Genomic DNA, 15,661 nt, shown 5'->3' on the forward strand with positions numbered 1-15,661 from the left:
TTCAATATTGTCAATGACTATCGGAAATATCATGGCGTTGCGTCAGGACAACGTAAAACGTATGTTGGCTTTCTCCGGAATTTCACACGCCGGATTTATGTTGATGGCGATTTTAAGTTTATCCACTGCAGCAAGTACTTTATTATATTACACCGCCGCTTATGCTTTGGCCGGAATTGCTTCTTTTGCCGTAATCATTTATGTAACGCGCAATAAGGATAACGAAGCCACAGCCAACTTCAACGGTTTGGGCAAAACCAATCCATTATTGGCCGCCGTTTTAACCGCATCGTTATTATCCATGGCGGGAATTCCGATTTTCTCCGGATTCTTTGCTAAGTTTATGTTATTCAGCGACACCATTAAATCAGGCTATTTATTCCTAGTGATTGTCGGCGTAATCAACTCGATTATCAGTGTGGGTTATTATTTCAAATTGATTTTGGCGATGTACACCAAAGAAGCTTCGGAAGAGAAACAATCAGTTCCTTTCGTATATTACTTTGTAGCAGTAGTTTCGATTTTGCTAAATATCTTAATGGGACTTCATCCTTCATTGGTAACCAATTTATTGAACTAAAAAGTTCTTTACTTCATCATACCCAAAACCATCAAGAGCGATTTTGATGGTTTTTTATTTATCAACATCCCTCAAAAACTATCGACTATTGTGTAATTTTATACCATGTATGCTTTAGTCGATTGCAATAACTTTTACGCTTCGTGCGAACGTGTTTTTCAGCCTCAATTGGTTGGAAAACCCATAGTGATTTTATCCAATAATGACGGCTGCATCATTTCGCGTAGTGACGAAGCCAAAGCACTCGGCATTCCGATGGGCGCGCCCGAATTTAAAGTTAGGCAAGAACTCAAAGCCAAAAATATTCAGGTCTTCTCTTCCAATTATGCTTTGTATGGCGATTTGAGTAGTCGCGTGATGAAAATACTGGAAGGCTTTACACCACATGTAGAAGTGTATAGCATAGACGAAGCGTTTATGAATTTTGAAGGTGTAAAAATAACCGACTTTCACGACTATGGTTTGCAGATGAAAAGCCGCATTATGAAATGGTTGAGCATTCCGGTGTCTGTTGGTTTTGCCGAGACGAAAGCACTTTCCAAAGTCGCCAATAAAATCGCGCGTAAGTATCCCGAGAGAACCAAAGGCGTCTATATAATCGATTCAGAAGAAAAGCGCGTAAAAGCCTTGAAATGGACCAAAATTGAAGACGTTTGGGGCATTGGCTTTCGCCTGACTAAAAAGATGAAGGCTAAAAACATCAACACTGCTTATGATTTCACTTTACCGCACAACGAAAGTTTCATCAAAAAAGAAATGGGTGTTGTCGGATTGCGTTTAAAATATGAACTCGAAGGTAAATCGGTCTTAGAAATGGAATTACCCAAAGACAAAAAAACCATCGCCATCACCAGAAGTTTTGCCGGAAATATTACCACGTTGGATGAAATGAAAGAACGCGTTTCGACCTTTGCAACCGTTTGTGCCGAAAAGCTACGCAAACAAAATTCCTGTTGCCACGGCGTAATACTCTATATGAGAAAAGACAAATACAAAACCGATAGAGCGCGCTACAATTTCTACAAAATGGAAACGTTACCGTTTGCCAGTAATTCTTCTATCACGATAAGCAACTTGGCAGTAAAAATGCTGAAAGAAATATTTGAAGAAGGCGAAATTTATAAAAAAGCCGGCGTTATCGTAACCGAAATCATTCCCGAAAACCAAAAGCAGTTCCACTTGTTTGAAGAAGAAAATCCGAAACATTTGAAACTCATGAAAGTGATGGATGATTATTATAAAAAAACAGGCGAGCGCAAAATACGATTGGGCAACCAAGACTTACAACGCACTTGGAAAATGAATCAAAATTTCCTGTCAAAAAAATACACCACTGATTTTAAGGAAATACTGGAAATCCCATGTCGATAAAAGTAAAATCCGTCACTTCGAGTGTTTTTGGCTCAACAGGCGGATGAAAATAAAATTAGTGCCTTAGCCAAAAATGTATCGAGAAGCCCATGAAAAAACACAACAACCTCACTTTCTTCAAACCCGATTTCGAAAACTCGAAAACGCTCCCCTATTTTGAAGGCGGTATCAAAGCCGGTTTCCCTTCTCCGGCCACCGATTTTGAAGGAAGCCAAATTAGTTTAGACAAAGTATTGGTCAAAAACTTCGAAGCCACTTTCTATGCCAAAGCCGATGGCAACTCTATGATAGGCGCCGGTATAGACCATGGCGACATCATGGTTATTGACCGAAGCGTGGAACCCACAGACGGTAAAATTGGAGTTTGTCTTATCGATGGAGAATTCACGGTAAAGCGAATTAAAGTGGAAAAAGAGGCCGTTTATCTGATGCCCGAAAATGCAACCTTTCAACCCATCAAAGTTACCGAAGACAATAAATTGGTGGTTTGGGGTATTGTGACCTATGTGATTAAGGCGGTATAAAAAACCTTTTACAAAAAAAAGAGAGGCCGTAAAGGCCTCTCTTAGGAAATAAAAATTCAATTCAAATAATTAATCCTTAACTAATTTTTTAACTATAGTTTCTCCATTCGATGAACTATAAACTTGTACAAAATAGATACCGCTGGCCAATGAAGATACGTCTTCATTAATCGAGTTGTTTCCTTGTGTCAACTTTATGTTTTTAGTTCTTATCAAACTTCCGTTTAGGTTATAAATTGTCATTGACATTTCACCTGCTTGAGAAGATGTTAATTCTAATGTGAAATTATCTTTAGCCGGATTTGGATAAATCGAAACTTCCGAAGTAACCCCTGAAGCATCCATTCTTGCTGGACAAGCAGTACTTGTTAAGTTAATTGTTTTAACAGCACTATTAACGCCACATGCATTGCTGGCAAGAACTGTTAATTTCGTTAACGTTACTGTTCCTAAAACCGCTGAGAAATCAACCTCAATAGTAGTAGTTCCTTGTCCACTCACGATAACAGCTCCATTGGCAGATGTCCAAGTATAACTTGTTGCACCTTCAACAGCTGGAACAGTAAACGTTTGATTAGCACATCTGGTAAATGTTGTTATACCGGCTGAACCTGTAGCAATTCCTACCGCTTTTAGTGACGTTGAAATAGTAAGTGTTTTTACTTTAGCTCCAGTTCCAATACCATTTACAGAAGCAATCACAATTGATTTATTTGCAGTAGTAGTTGAAGTATTAACAACAAATCCAACCGGATAAGTAACCGAGAATGTCAAATCAGTAGTTGATAAAACATTAGAAGCATTTAATGGATTACCAGCTGAAGTAACAGTTGATCCTGCCGGAGCAGTAATTACATATGAACTAGCAAAAGGCGAAGCTTTAGTAATTGTATAGACATAAGTACTTCCACCACAAACTCCTGTTAATTGACCCGTTACAGTAGAAACTGCAGCAGGAAGCGTAGCTTTTAAAGTCAACAATTTAGCTGTTGAAGAAGTAGTAGGATTAATAAGTGCTGTATTATTAGTAGTAGAATCACCAACACCGTTTCTAGATTTCACTCCAACTCTTAAAATATGAGTCAAAACAGGAACCGTTGCAGTTGTTAAATAACTAAAAGTATTAGCACTTGTAACTCCAGAGAAATTAACTGTAATTTCATTTGAAGTACCACCACTCAATTGAACAACTCCTGGAGGAAGTTCCCAAACATATGAAGTAGCCGTAGCAGCAGGAGGTGCAGTTAATCTTAAAACTCTGTTTGTTCCCATAAATTGACCAAAAGTTGTAATTGGTAATTGAAGTAAAGTTGTAGGAGAGTAAGTTGGGAATGCATCATCATACATTTTAACACCAGCAGGTGCTGTTGGTAATGCTTTAGTTAACGCTAATGTTTTAGCAACACTAGGACAACCGTTAGAATTTACCGCTCTTACAGAAAGATTTCCTATTGAACCGGCACCTGCAGATACATTTAAGAAATTAACTGTAATACTTGATCCATCATTAGCCCCAACAATATTAACTCCAGCCGGAACTGTCCATTGATAAGATACAGCCCCAACAACAGGAGCAATAGAATAGGTTGCTAATGTTGAAGTTCCAACTAATGGTCCTTGAGCAACTGTTCCTGAAATAATACCAGGTGTGGCCGGAATAGCAAGTACGTTAACTGTTATATCTGCTTTTGGACTTTCACTTCCATCAGATAAAACCTGAGATACTGCATATTTTTTTGATGGAGATGCAACTGTAGTTGTTGCAGGAGTTGGTGCTCCGCCAGCTAAAAATGTGTAGGTTGGTGTGGTAGTCCCTCCAACAAGATACCATTTCAATGCATTACCGGCAAAACCGGTAGCTGTTAATGGAGTGGCTACTGCTCCTTTACAATAGTCAATTACAGCTGTTGTAGTTGGAGCTATTGCACGAGAGGTAGGTCTAGTAAAGTAAATATTATCTAAATAAACAACACTTCCTGATGGTAATCCAACAAACTTAAATTGTTGAACTTCTGTTAATGCAAGTGTGTTATAAGATGACATTGGAATATCAATACTATTCCATCCATTTTGTGTAGGAGATATAGAAACAGCTTGCTCTGCTGGTGGAACACCAACTGGAGCTGAGTCTATTAAATAGAAATCAAATGTTGTACAGTTTGGTGTCCAAATATCAAGATGTAATGTAGTCATACTTGAAACATCAATTGTACCTGCTAATTGAACTCCTTGATAAGTTAAATTATCTAATTTCAACGTATTGCTACTCGGAGATCCTACAGGAATTACTGCAGGAGCAATGTAAGCTCCAGGTTGTCCCCAGTATGGATAAGAAGCACCACCTTCATTAGTATAAGCATCACTAAAGATAGATAAAACTCTATCTGCAGGAACTGTTGGTGTTGGTGCAGCAGTAGCTGGTGGAGGGAATGAAACCACAAAAGAAGCTGTAATACTTCCAGGGCCAAAACCACCTGCAGCTGCTTGAGTAGCAGTAATAATAGTACTACCACCGCCTAAAATGGTAACCGTGTTTCCGCTTATAGAAGCCACACCCGGTGCTCCTGTAACTGTATAAGTAAATGCACCGGTACTGTTACTTTCTGGAGCGGTTAATTGGAATGGTCCATCACCAATAACTTTACTTGGAACGGTGAAGTTAGTTATCGTTGGAGATGGCTGAGAAGTTGCTGGTCTGTAGAAATAGAAGTTATCAATATATACTGTTGATCCGCCTAATTGTGGGTCTAATAAAATCTGTGTAATTTTAGATTTATTTACTGATCCCCCAAATTGAGTCATTGGAATATCTACACTTCTCCAGGTACCAGTTACTACTGGATCTTCTACAATAGTAAGTCCTTCTGTTACACCATCAATGGTGTTCACAATTTTGGCTATCATAACTTTATTATCAGGAGTCCAATAATCGATATGCATAGTGGTCATTTGAGTTAAATTGATACCATTATCATAATTGGTAACCATACCTAAAAACTCACCTCCAAATTTCCATGTGTCATTTCCGGCAATAGATTCAACCGAAAACGGGGCTAATGCCAATTGTGACCATGAAGTAGGAAGTTCATTTAAAGTAACATTAGCATAAGCACCGCTAAATAAAGATACTACATCCCATGCGTTTCTTGCTGGAGGAGTTGGTGCAGCTACAGTAGGAGGAAAACCTTCGTCTATTAATCCGTCACAATCGTTATCAACTGTATCGGCAAGTTCAGTTGCACCAGGATAAATGGCAGCATTCGCAGGGGCACAATCCGTATTGTTTACAGAATATCCTACCGGTGCTTCTGGGTCTGTCAATAAAACTGCCGGACCTGAACCATAACCATCATTATCTGTGTCTGCATAATAGGTAAAAGTTCCTGCTGGAGCTTTCCAGAAATAAAAATTATCAATGTATATCGTTGATACACCAGCTGGATCAATTAAAATCTGCGTGATTTTACTTAAGTCTAATGTTCCATAAGCAGTTAGAGGAATATCAATGCTTCTCCAGGTACCTGTAACTGTTGGATTTTCTAAAGCAGTAAACGCTTCAGTAGTACCACCAATTGTTTTTACTAGCTTAACATTAATAATGGGAGTATTTGGTGTCCAATAGTCAATGTGCATTGAAGTCATTCCTGTTAAATCAACACCAGTGGCATAATTGGTAACCATACCTAAAAATTCACCTCTAAATCTCCAAGTATCGTTTCCTGCTATTTGAAGCGCTTGAAACGGCTCAGTAAGGCCAGACCATACTGTTGGAAGTTCACTTAAAGTAACATTTGTATAAGCATTACTGAAAATAGAAATTACATCTGCAGCAGCTCTTGTAGGAGTTGGTGCTGCTACAATTGGAGCAAGTTGAGGACATGCCGCACAAGTCCCACCACAATCTATACCGGTTTCAGTTCCGTTTTGAACTCCATCGTTACAAGTAGGTACATTGTTTGTTCCACCTGCAAAATCATCAACTAAATAAGTTCCGGTTTGCGTGTTATTAAAATCTGTAAATAAAACAAATTTAGCATAACTACCTAGACCGGCGCCAAAATTTAAAGTGATAACCTGCCAATCATTTCCAATTGTGGTAAATCCAAGCTCAGTTTGTGCTGCGCCTCCGGTACCTTGTTCAAACTTTAATAAATGGTTTCTGGTTGTTAAACCCGCATCTCCAATTGGCTTTATTCTAAAAGTGATAGTATTGTTACTATCATCAGAAAGATTTAAAGTTTGTGCTAAGGTTAATTGGTAAGTGTCATAAAGTTGGTTTGCACTTGCACACTGACCAACCTCGTTGCCTTCATCAGTGATAATGCTGAAGACGTTTCCATCGAAACCGGTAAGTACATCTGTACCTCCTGTAAAATCCAATGGAAAGGATTGCGATTGTCCTAATGAAACAGTCATTAGGAAAATTAATAATAATAGTTTTTTCATTCGATATTGTTTTTGAGTTGAGGTGTAAACTTATACTATTAGACAACACCACCGAAAACGATTGCGTATATAAAAACTATACACTTTTTAAAAAATAAAAACCCCTCTAAAACTACTGTTTATGCAGACTTCAGACAAATAATCACAAATCCGATTTTTCTTAAAGCATTGTTAATGATAAGTTAATGTAGAGGTGTTTTGAGATTAAAACACAACTTATCAAGACACTTCAACTAACGAAAAATGGATTTTTATGCCTAAATTTTTATTAATCCCATAAATTTTATCTAAAATATTTTTGATATTATCAATTTAAATTGGCTTTCACATTTTCTAACCAAACTACTTTTCATCTAAATAAAAAAACCCAACATTGCTGTTGGGTTGTTTATAATAAGATAATAAATCTGAAAAAACTACTGATACACTCTTACATAATCCACTTCCATGGCACTTTGGGTAAAAAGCGGGTCAATGGCAGGTTGCATAGCCACATTTAGTAAAATATACTGGTCGGAATCAAACGGCCAAGTATTAGCATCTTTAATAGCCGGATTATAAACATAATGTATTACGCCATCTACACTAAATGTCATACTTTCTGAAGTCCACACAAGGGTATAAATGTGAAATTGACTCGAAGCAGTCGATACGGTTTGTCCACCAATATTAACCGTTCCACCAAAACTTGAAGGCGTGTGCAGGGCACTTTGAACATAATTCTGATTATTCCCCCAATGTTCCATAATATCTACTTCTCCACAAGCCGGCCAACTCGTCGTTCCGTGTGTGCTTGACCAATAAGCTCCGGGTTCAATAATATTTTTGCCCAACATCCAAATAGCAGGCCATGTACCAACTCCTGTTGGCAACTTAGCACGCACCTCTACACGCCCATATTTAAAGGCAAATTTCGAATTCAATCTGGCCGAAGTATATTGCTTGGTCTGTCCTTGGTCTGTAAAGGTTTCCTTTTTGGCAACTATGCTCAAAAGCCCGTTATTAACACTCGAATTAACTTGACGATTAGTATAATGCTGCGCTTCACCATTATACCAACTATTTCCATTAGGAAGCTGGGTCTGATGGTGCCAATTAGTTGCGCTTACTGCACCATTGGTGTTAAACTCATCTGACCAGACCAAATTAGTGAAAGTATTACACGAATTGAAAACATATTCTCCGGCACAATAAGAAACAATTTGACCTATCTGACCACCCGTACCAAAAGGAACATTTATCCATTCACAAGAGACCGGACCGGTGTAAAATTCTACGGTAAGATAGTGATTGCCCTGCGCCCAATTGATTTGAGAAAAATTACCCACTTCAGCAACACCTGTTCCAACAGCCACCACAACATTTCCTTGATTATCCGTTAGAGGATGTTGCATCTCTCTGTAAACAGTAGTTCCGGTGGCTGAACCCAACTTGATATTAAATCGCAAAGAAATTATTTTATTAACAACCAATTGACCATCAGTATATTTTACAGCTGAGGTATAATTGAATTGAGCACTGACCACTATCGAAAAAAACAACAGGAATGTTACTAAAAGCTTTTTCATATTTATTGATTATTGATTTGTTGAATACAAATAAACCAAAGATTTGCGGTAACCATGCCTCATATTTGTATATAAAAACTATACAGTTTCAATAAATTGCACCATTTAGAGCTATCCTAGCTTTATATAGCTCGGATTTACAATCCGTGCTTATAAAAAAAGCTGCCACACGAAATCCAATTCATCAAAGTCAATCCTCTCTGTAACATCTTAAAAAAAACCTCTCAACCCGATAGCCATTGCATGGCATCGGGATAAACTTCCCGCCCAAGGTTAGCAAAAATAAAAAAGCCCGATACTTTCGTATCGGGCTTTCTTTATGCTCCCCCTCTTGGGCTCGAACCAAGGACCCTCTGATTAACAGTCAGATGCTCTAACCAACTGAGCTAAGGAGGAAGATGTTATATCTTTTAAGCGGTTGCAAAGATAGAACGAATTTTATTTTTTGCAAATAAAAACGAATAAAATTTCAAAAAATATTACTTGCCTACAATTGCCTTATAAATATCGTTTCCGTTGGCAAACAACAATAAAGAAATAAGTAATACAAACCCAACCAATTGCGCCTTTTCTAAGAACTTGTCACTTGGTTTTCTTCCCGAAATCATTTCATACAATAAGAACATCACATGACCGCCATCAAGCGCCGGGATTGGCAATAAATTCATTACCCCAAGCATAATAGACAATAATGCTGTAATATTCCAAAACGCTTCCCAACTCCATGAATTAGGGAAAATATTAAAGATAGCTGCAAAACCACCAACCTCTTTATAAGCTTCGGTCTCAGGATTGAAAATGGTCATCAGGTTTTCTCCATAACCAACCAACGTTTCGGTTCCTTCACGTAGTCCTACAGGAATAGATTCAAAAAAACCATATTCGTGTTTGTTCACTTTGTACAAATTCAACTTCTCTACATTAGAAAAAGGAATTCTATTAGGATAAACAACCCCTAATTTTGCACTGTCATTAAACTTAATTGTAGTTGCTACCAATTTATTGTCTCTTTTAACAACTACCGGCACGGTTTGTCCTTTAAACTTATCAAATTCCGAAATAATCTCATCAGCATATTTAACTGGTTTCCCATTAAAACTGGTAATGATATCTTTGGATTTTAAGGTACTGTTGTTAGGAGAACTTTTGCTCACCTCACTAACTACAAAAGGAATTCTCAATTCTACTAAGGAGTGTTTTCTCCCCGAATTACTAATCTGATTGATAATGTTAATAGGGAATTTTATCGTTTGCAACTGTCCATTTCTCTCCACCACAACTTCTCTGGCTGTATATAAATTTTTGGCAAGGTCATTAAAACGATCCATTGGTTTTCCGTTAATAGAAACAATTTTGTCGCCTGTTTTAATGCCTGCCTTTTCAATAACAGGATTGGTAACCCAAATTCCTTCCTTCAAATCAGTATTGGAAATAAATTGCTCACCATAAGCATAAGCCATCCCAATATAAATGATAAAGGCCAAAATGAAATTCACCGTCACACCACCCAACATGATAATCAAACGTTGCCAAGCCGGTTTCGAACGGAATTCCCAAGGCTGTGGTTCTTGAGCCATTTGCTCAGTATCCATACTCTCGTCAATCATTCCGGAAATTTTTACATAACCGCCTAAAGGCAACCAACCGATACCATATTCAGTCTCACCGATTTTCTTTTTCAGTAAAGAATATTTGATGTCAAAAAACAAGTAGAACTTCTCTACTCTTGTTTTGAATAATTTGGCCGGAATAAAATGCCCTAGTTCGTGAAGTATAATTAATATTGATAAACTCAGTAAAAATTGAGATAGTTTGATTGCAATTTCCATTTCTTATTTGTCAGTTTCTTTTAAACGCACAAAAGTAAGGTTTTCACCTTACTCCTGCATACAATATTTGTTAAATAAAGACCTGCCTGCCGGCAGGCAGGTTATTTTTTTATGAATTTTTTATGATAAGTACCTTCCGTCGTTTGAATATCAAGGTAATGAACACCCGAAGACAATTGACTCACAGAGAAATCTACTGTAGTATTTTCTAAAACTTTCTGCCCAAGACTATTGTAAATAGTGACTTTTTCCAACTCAAAGGAAGAAGGCATTTGAATGTGTAATACATCCGAACTCGGATTAGGATAAACAACTACTGCATTATCTATACTAAAATCTTGGTTGCCCAAAGTCGCCGTCGAATTGGCTGAAATAATATGTCTCTCAGGGTCAAATGCAACTCCGGTTACCTCAAATGGAACGCTCATGATAAACTGTTCTCCATTAAAAGTATTATCCAACACTAAATCCGCTTGTTGTCCTCCGGCACCATAAATTCTAACCGGAACCGGCATTTCAAAATAAGTAACCGAAGCATCCGATTGGGTTTGATTAACCACAAACTTGGCTTGACCGGCACCCCAATTTTGAACCGTGATGGTATACGTTGGGTAACCTTGGTTGTAAATCCAATCTTGGAAAAATTCGGTTAAACTTTGGCCATAAACAGTTTCCAAATGCGTTTTTAAATCAGTTGTAACGGCGTATTTGTAGGCCAAATTCGGATCGGCTAAATAGTTTCTTACCGCTTGAAAAAAATTAGTGTCACCCATTTTAAAACGCAACATTTCCAAAACCATCGCGCCTTTGTTATAACTCAATCGGCTGCTGAAAATTCTGCTGACACTAGTGGCCTGTGTATCGGTTAAATATACATTCCCGGCCGGACTCGAAGTAATAAAATCAATCATCGAAGCTTTCTGAGTAACAAATGCATTCAACCCGTCCAGATTTTCAATGGCCAATGCTGCCAAATAAGTAGCAAAACCTTCATTTAACCAAATGTCTTTCCAAGTACCGCAAGTGATTTTGTCACCAAACCATTGGTGGGCCAATTCATGAGCAATCAATCCACGACTAAATCCTCCCATAAAAGAAACCGTAGTATGTTCCATTCCGCCACCCCAACCAAATTGGGCATGACCATATTTTTCAGCATGAAAAGGATATGTTTCAAATAGGGTTTCAAAAATGTTCATAATCGGCAAGGTCTGCGCCAAAGAAACTACTGCCGAACTGTAACTCTCCGGATAAATATAATTTACAATCGGAAAAGTATTCGGAGCTGTTCCAGCTGTTTGAGTGAAAACTTGATAATTGGTTACCGCAATCGCTATCAAATAGGCCGGAATAGGATAACTATGGTGGAAATGAGTCGTTTTATCGGCGCCGTTAATCACCGGTGCTTCAGGCTCAACGCCATTAGATACACTCACATATTGCGATGGTGCCGTTATATAAACATCAATACTGTCAATTTTATCATTCAAATCTTGCTTACATGGCCACCAATCACGAGCCCCAAAAGGTTCTGAAAGTGTCCAAATAATTGATGTCCCGGCATGTGTCGATCTGGTAAATGCCTGCTCACCGGTTGCCGGAGCTCCGGAATAATTGATTTCTACTGTAGCAAAATTGTTTGTGGTAAGTGTACTTGGCAAAGTGATTACCAATTCATCACTGGTATTTTGCACAAAACTCAAATTGGTTACTCCTTGTTTTACCGAACTCACCGTCAATTCATTGGTTAAATCAAAAGTAACGGTAGTCATATCGCTCAAGGCTTTGAAAGTCGTAGTCACTTTCCCGGTTATGGCATACACTCCCGGATTAATTGTAAATTCAAGCTTGCTGTAAGTAACATCGTAGTTTGCCGTATTGGGATTGACTTGAAAATTCATCAACTGTGAAGCCGATTTCATCTCCGACTCAGCTATCCTAGTGGTTTCCGAAATGCCTTCTTGGGCAAAAACAAAAGAAATTGTAAAATAAAGTATTAAAAAGTAGTACTTTTTCATATGAAGCAATGATTTTTTTGCGAATATAACAATTATTGAACTATATGACTGTCAAAAAAATGATAAATTAAAGGGTATCACTTTGATTGTAATTCTTTTACCGCAAGTAAGTTTTTCAGCTTACGAAAGGTTTTATCAAACATTTCATTAAATTTGCGTGCTTATAAAGAAAACAGCCATGTTACAAATCAGTTACATCAGAGAAAACAAGGAAAAAGTGATTGCCGCTTTGGCCAAAAAGCACATGGATGCTAAAGCCATCGTTGAAGACGTAATCCAATTAGACGAAAACAGAAGAAGCACGCAAGTGGCTCTCGACAATACCTTGGCGGAAGCCAACAAATTATCATCAGCTATTGGCGAAATGATGAAAAATGGTGAAAAAGCCAAAGCCGAAATCCTAAAACAAAAAACAAGTCAACTCAAAGAAAGCAGCAAAGAATTGTCTGAGAAACTAGACGCTTTTGCGACTGAATTGACTCAAAAAATGTATTTACTACCCAATCTTCCCGCCGATATCGTTCCGGAAGGAAAAACACCCGAAGAAAACCTCAACGTTTTTCAAGAAGGTGATATTCCCGTTTTACACGAAGGTGCGCAACCACACTGGGAATTGGTAAAAAAATATGATATCATCGATTTCGAATTGGGCGTAAAAATCACCGGTGCCGGTTTCCCGGTTTACAAAGGAAAAGGCGCCAAATTACAACGCGCGCTGATTTCGTATTTCTTAGATAAAAATACCGAAGCCGGTTACCAAGAATACCAAGTGCCTCATTTGGTAAATGAAGCTTCCGGTTACGGAACCGGACAATTACCGGACAAAGAAGGACAAATGTACCATGTGGGTATCGACGATTTATACTTAATTCCAACCGCCGAAGTTCCGGTAACCAACTTATTCCGCGATGTGATTTTACAAGAAAACGAACTCCCGGTTTTATGTACGGGTTATACGCCTTGTTTCCGAAGAGAAGCCGGTTCTTATGGCGCACACGTTCGCGGTTTAAACCGTTTGCACCAATTTGACAAAGTCGAAATCGTACGAATAGAACATCCTGATAAATCATACGAAGCGCTTGACGGCATGGTTGAGCATGTGAAAAACATTTTGCAAGAATTAAAATTACCTTATAGAATCCTTCGCCTTTGTGGTGGCGATATGAGTTTTGCTTCGGCTTTAACTTATGATTTTGAAGTATTCTCAACCGCTCAAGATAGATGGTTAGAAATCTCCTCAGTATCAAACTTCGAAACTTTCCAAGCGAATCGTTTGAAATTGCGTTTCAAAGGAAAAGACGGAAAAACCCAATTAGCGCATACTTTGAACGGAAGTTCATTGGCACTGCCAAGAGTTTTAGCCGGAATCATAGAAAATTACCAAACCCCGGAAGGCATTGTAATCCCGGAAGTATTGCGTCCTTACACCGGTTTTGATATCATTAACTAAAAACGTTAATGTTTAATAAACAATGTACTAACGGAACACAAAAAGTGTTACTTTAGTACATTGTTCGTTTTAAATAAAAACATGAAAAAATCACTTTCTATCTTATTCTTATTCCTTTCGCTTTGGGCTTCCGCTCAAAACGAACAATTGGCCAATAACTATTTTGACCGAGGCGAATTTGAAAAAGCCTTAGTGAGCTATGAAGAACTACTAAAAGCACAAGCCGGCAACTCCAATTATTTCCAAAGAGTGATTGAGTGCTACCAACAGTTGCAACAGTTTGACAAAGCAGAAAAGGCCATACAAGAAAGGCTCGACAAATACCGTCAAAGCAATCTTTTAATCGAATTAGGCTTTAATTTTCAGCTGCAAAAAAACCAAGAGAAAGCCAATAAATATTACAATCAAGCGATTGATAAAATCAAAAAAAACGCCAATGAAACCTACGGATTAGCTTATACTTTCGAAAGAAAAGCTTTATTTGATTATGCTCTTTTAGCCTATAAAACAGCTATCGAAACCGACCCAAAATTGAGTTTCAACTTCCAAATGGCGATGCTTTACGGTCAAAAAGGCGAAACCGATTTGATGATAGAAACCTATTTATTGGAAGCCTATCAAAACCCGCAAAACCTCCCGATTATTCAGAATCAACTCTCGCGATTTATGACCGAAGACGCTGATGCAAACTTCAATGACACTTTAAAAAAAGCCCTACTCATCAGAACACAGAAAACCCAAGATGTATTTTGGAATGATTTTCTGAGTTGGTATTTTGTGCAGCTCAAAGAATACGGCAAAGCCTTTGTGCAACAAAAAGCCATTTATAAAAGAAACCCGGAATCGTTTGGCAACATCGTCAATTTGGGCGAAATGGCCATCGCGGATAACGACCAGGATTCGGCTAAAGAAATTTTGACTTTTGTCTTAGAAAACACCAACGATATAGAGCTGTTAATTCAGGCGCATTCCTACTTGATGGAAATGAAAATCGACCATGCCACCGATAAAGATTATTTAGCCATTACGGAAGAATTAGACAAACTCATTAAGGAATTTGGCGTAAGTCCATACACTTTATCTTTATTAGAATTGGAAGCCGATTTCACCGCATTTCATTTGAACAATCCCGAGAAAGCCAAAATGATTTTGAAAAATGCCATGGAAATGCCTATCAATCGTTACCAAACTGCAGCACTCAAAATGCAATTGGCCGACATTCTTTTATTGGAAGAAAAATACAACCAAGCCTTGATTTATTATTCACAAGTTGGCGAAGACATGGCAGGCGATGTTACGGGTCAGGAAGCCCAATTGAAAACTGCCAAAACCAGTTATTTTAAAGCCGATTTCGAATGGGCAACACACCAATTGAAAGTGCTAAAATCGGCATCGTCCCAATTGATTGCTAATGATGCATTGGACATGTTTTTACTAATTAGCGACAACACCGTAGAAGATTCGACCCAAGTGGCATTGAAGAAATTTGCCCGTGCTGATTTCCTTTTGTACCAAAATAAAAAACCGGAATCTTTGGCGCAATTCCAACTCATTTTAAAAGAACACAAAGGCGAAGAGATTGAACCGGTTACTTTGTTGCGCATTGGTAAAACCTATGAAAAAATGGGTGATTTTGCCAAAGCTTTGGAGTATTACAACACCATTATCACCAATCACAAAGAAAGCATTTATGTTGACGAAGCGCTTTATTATTCGGCAGAGATTTACAATACTAATTTAGTCGATACCGAAAAGGCAAAACCACTTTATGAAGAAATCATCTTTAAACACGAAGACAGTATTTACTTCGTAGACTCGCGGAATAAGTACCGAAAATTAAGAGGTGATACAAATCTTTAGAACCTCAAATCACCG

General features: G+C 38.1%; 8 protein-coding genes, 1 tRNA gene and 1 pseudogene. 5 read left to right on the forward strand and 5 right to left on the reverse strand.

Annotation, left to right across the window (positions count from 1 at the left end; all coding sequences use genetic code 11):
- From ACK4HO_RS10635 to ACK4HO_RS10645, 3 genes are all read left to right on the forward strand, one after another.
- On the forward strand, positions 1 to 580 hold a 580-nt coding region (locus tag ACK4HO_RS10635; RefSeq protein ID WP_409665655.1), incomplete at its 5' end, for an NADH-quinone oxidoreductase subunit N.
- A 105-nt stretch (positions 581 to 685) separates the two neighbouring features.
- Positions 686 to 1,951, forward strand: a complete 1,266-nt coding sequence (locus ACK4HO_RS10640) for a Y-family DNA polymerase (RefSeq protein ID WP_409665657.1) — start codon at positions 686 to 688, stop codon at positions 1,949 to 1,951.
- An 89-nt stretch (positions 1,952 to 2,040) separates the two neighbouring features.
- Positions 2,041 to 2,475: a LexA family protein gene (locus ACK4HO_RS10645; protein WP_409665659.1), complete on the forward strand. Its 435-nt coding sequence runs from the start codon at positions 2,041 to 2,043 to the stop codon at positions 2,473 to 2,475.
- A gap of 69 nt (positions 2,476 to 2,544) precedes the next feature.
- On the opposite strand, the gene ACK4HO_RS10650 is transcribed toward ACK4HO_RS10645, so the two are convergent.
- The 5 genes and pseudogenes from ACK4HO_RS10650 to ACK4HO_RS10670 form a co-directional block, all read right to left on the reverse strand.
- Positions 2,545 to 6,921: a T9SS type A sorting domain-containing protein gene (locus ACK4HO_RS10650; RefSeq protein WP_409665661.1), complete on the reverse strand. Its 4,377-nt coding sequence runs from the start codon at positions 6,919 to 6,921 to the stop codon at positions 2,545 to 2,547.
- Positions 6,922 to 7,340: 419 nt separating this feature from the next.
- Positions 7,341 to 8,075, reverse strand: a pseudogene (locus ACK4HO_RS10655) (glycoside hydrolase family 16 protein); the annotation flags it as partial.
- Positions 8,076 to 8,811: 736 nt separating this feature from the next.
- Positions 8,812 to 8,885, reverse strand: a tRNA-Asn gene (locus ACK4HO_RS10660).
- A gap of 83 nt (positions 8,886 to 8,968) precedes the next feature.
- On the reverse strand, positions 8,969 to 10,318 hold the full coding sequence (gene rseP, locus ACK4HO_RS10665) for an RIP metalloprotease RseP (protein WP_409665663.1): 1,350 nt from the start codon (positions 10,316 to 10,318) through the stop codon (positions 8,969 to 8,971).
- A 101-nt stretch (positions 10,319 to 10,419) separates the two neighbouring features.
- A complete protein-coding gene (locus ACK4HO_RS10670; protein WP_409665665.1) occupies positions 10,420 to 12,336 on the reverse strand; it encodes a M1 family aminopeptidase in 1,917 nt (638 codons plus the stop codon).
- A gap of 178 nt (positions 12,337 to 12,514) precedes the next feature.
- Between ACK4HO_RS10670 and serS the strand changes: the two genes are divergently transcribed.
- On the forward strand, positions 12,515 to 13,786 hold the full coding sequence (gene serS, locus ACK4HO_RS10675; RefSeq protein ID WP_409665666.1) for a serine--tRNA ligase: 1,272 nt from the start codon (positions 12,515 to 12,517) through the stop codon (positions 13,784 to 13,786).
- An 81-nt stretch (positions 13,787 to 13,867) separates the two neighbouring features.
- Positions 13,868 to 15,646 (forward strand): tetratricopeptide repeat protein, encoded by a 1,779-nt coding sequence (locus tag ACK4HO_RS10680; RefSeq protein ID WP_409665668.1) that lies wholly within the window; start codon positions 13,868 to 13,870, stop codon positions 15,644 to 15,646.
- Positions 15,647 to 15,661: the final 15 nt, after the last annotated feature.

It is taken from the genome of Flavobacterium sp. (assembly GCF_046296355.1).
In the GTDB taxonomy this organism is placed as follows: Bacteria; Bacteroidota; Bacteroidia; order Flavobacteriales; family Flavobacteriaceae; genus Flavobacterium.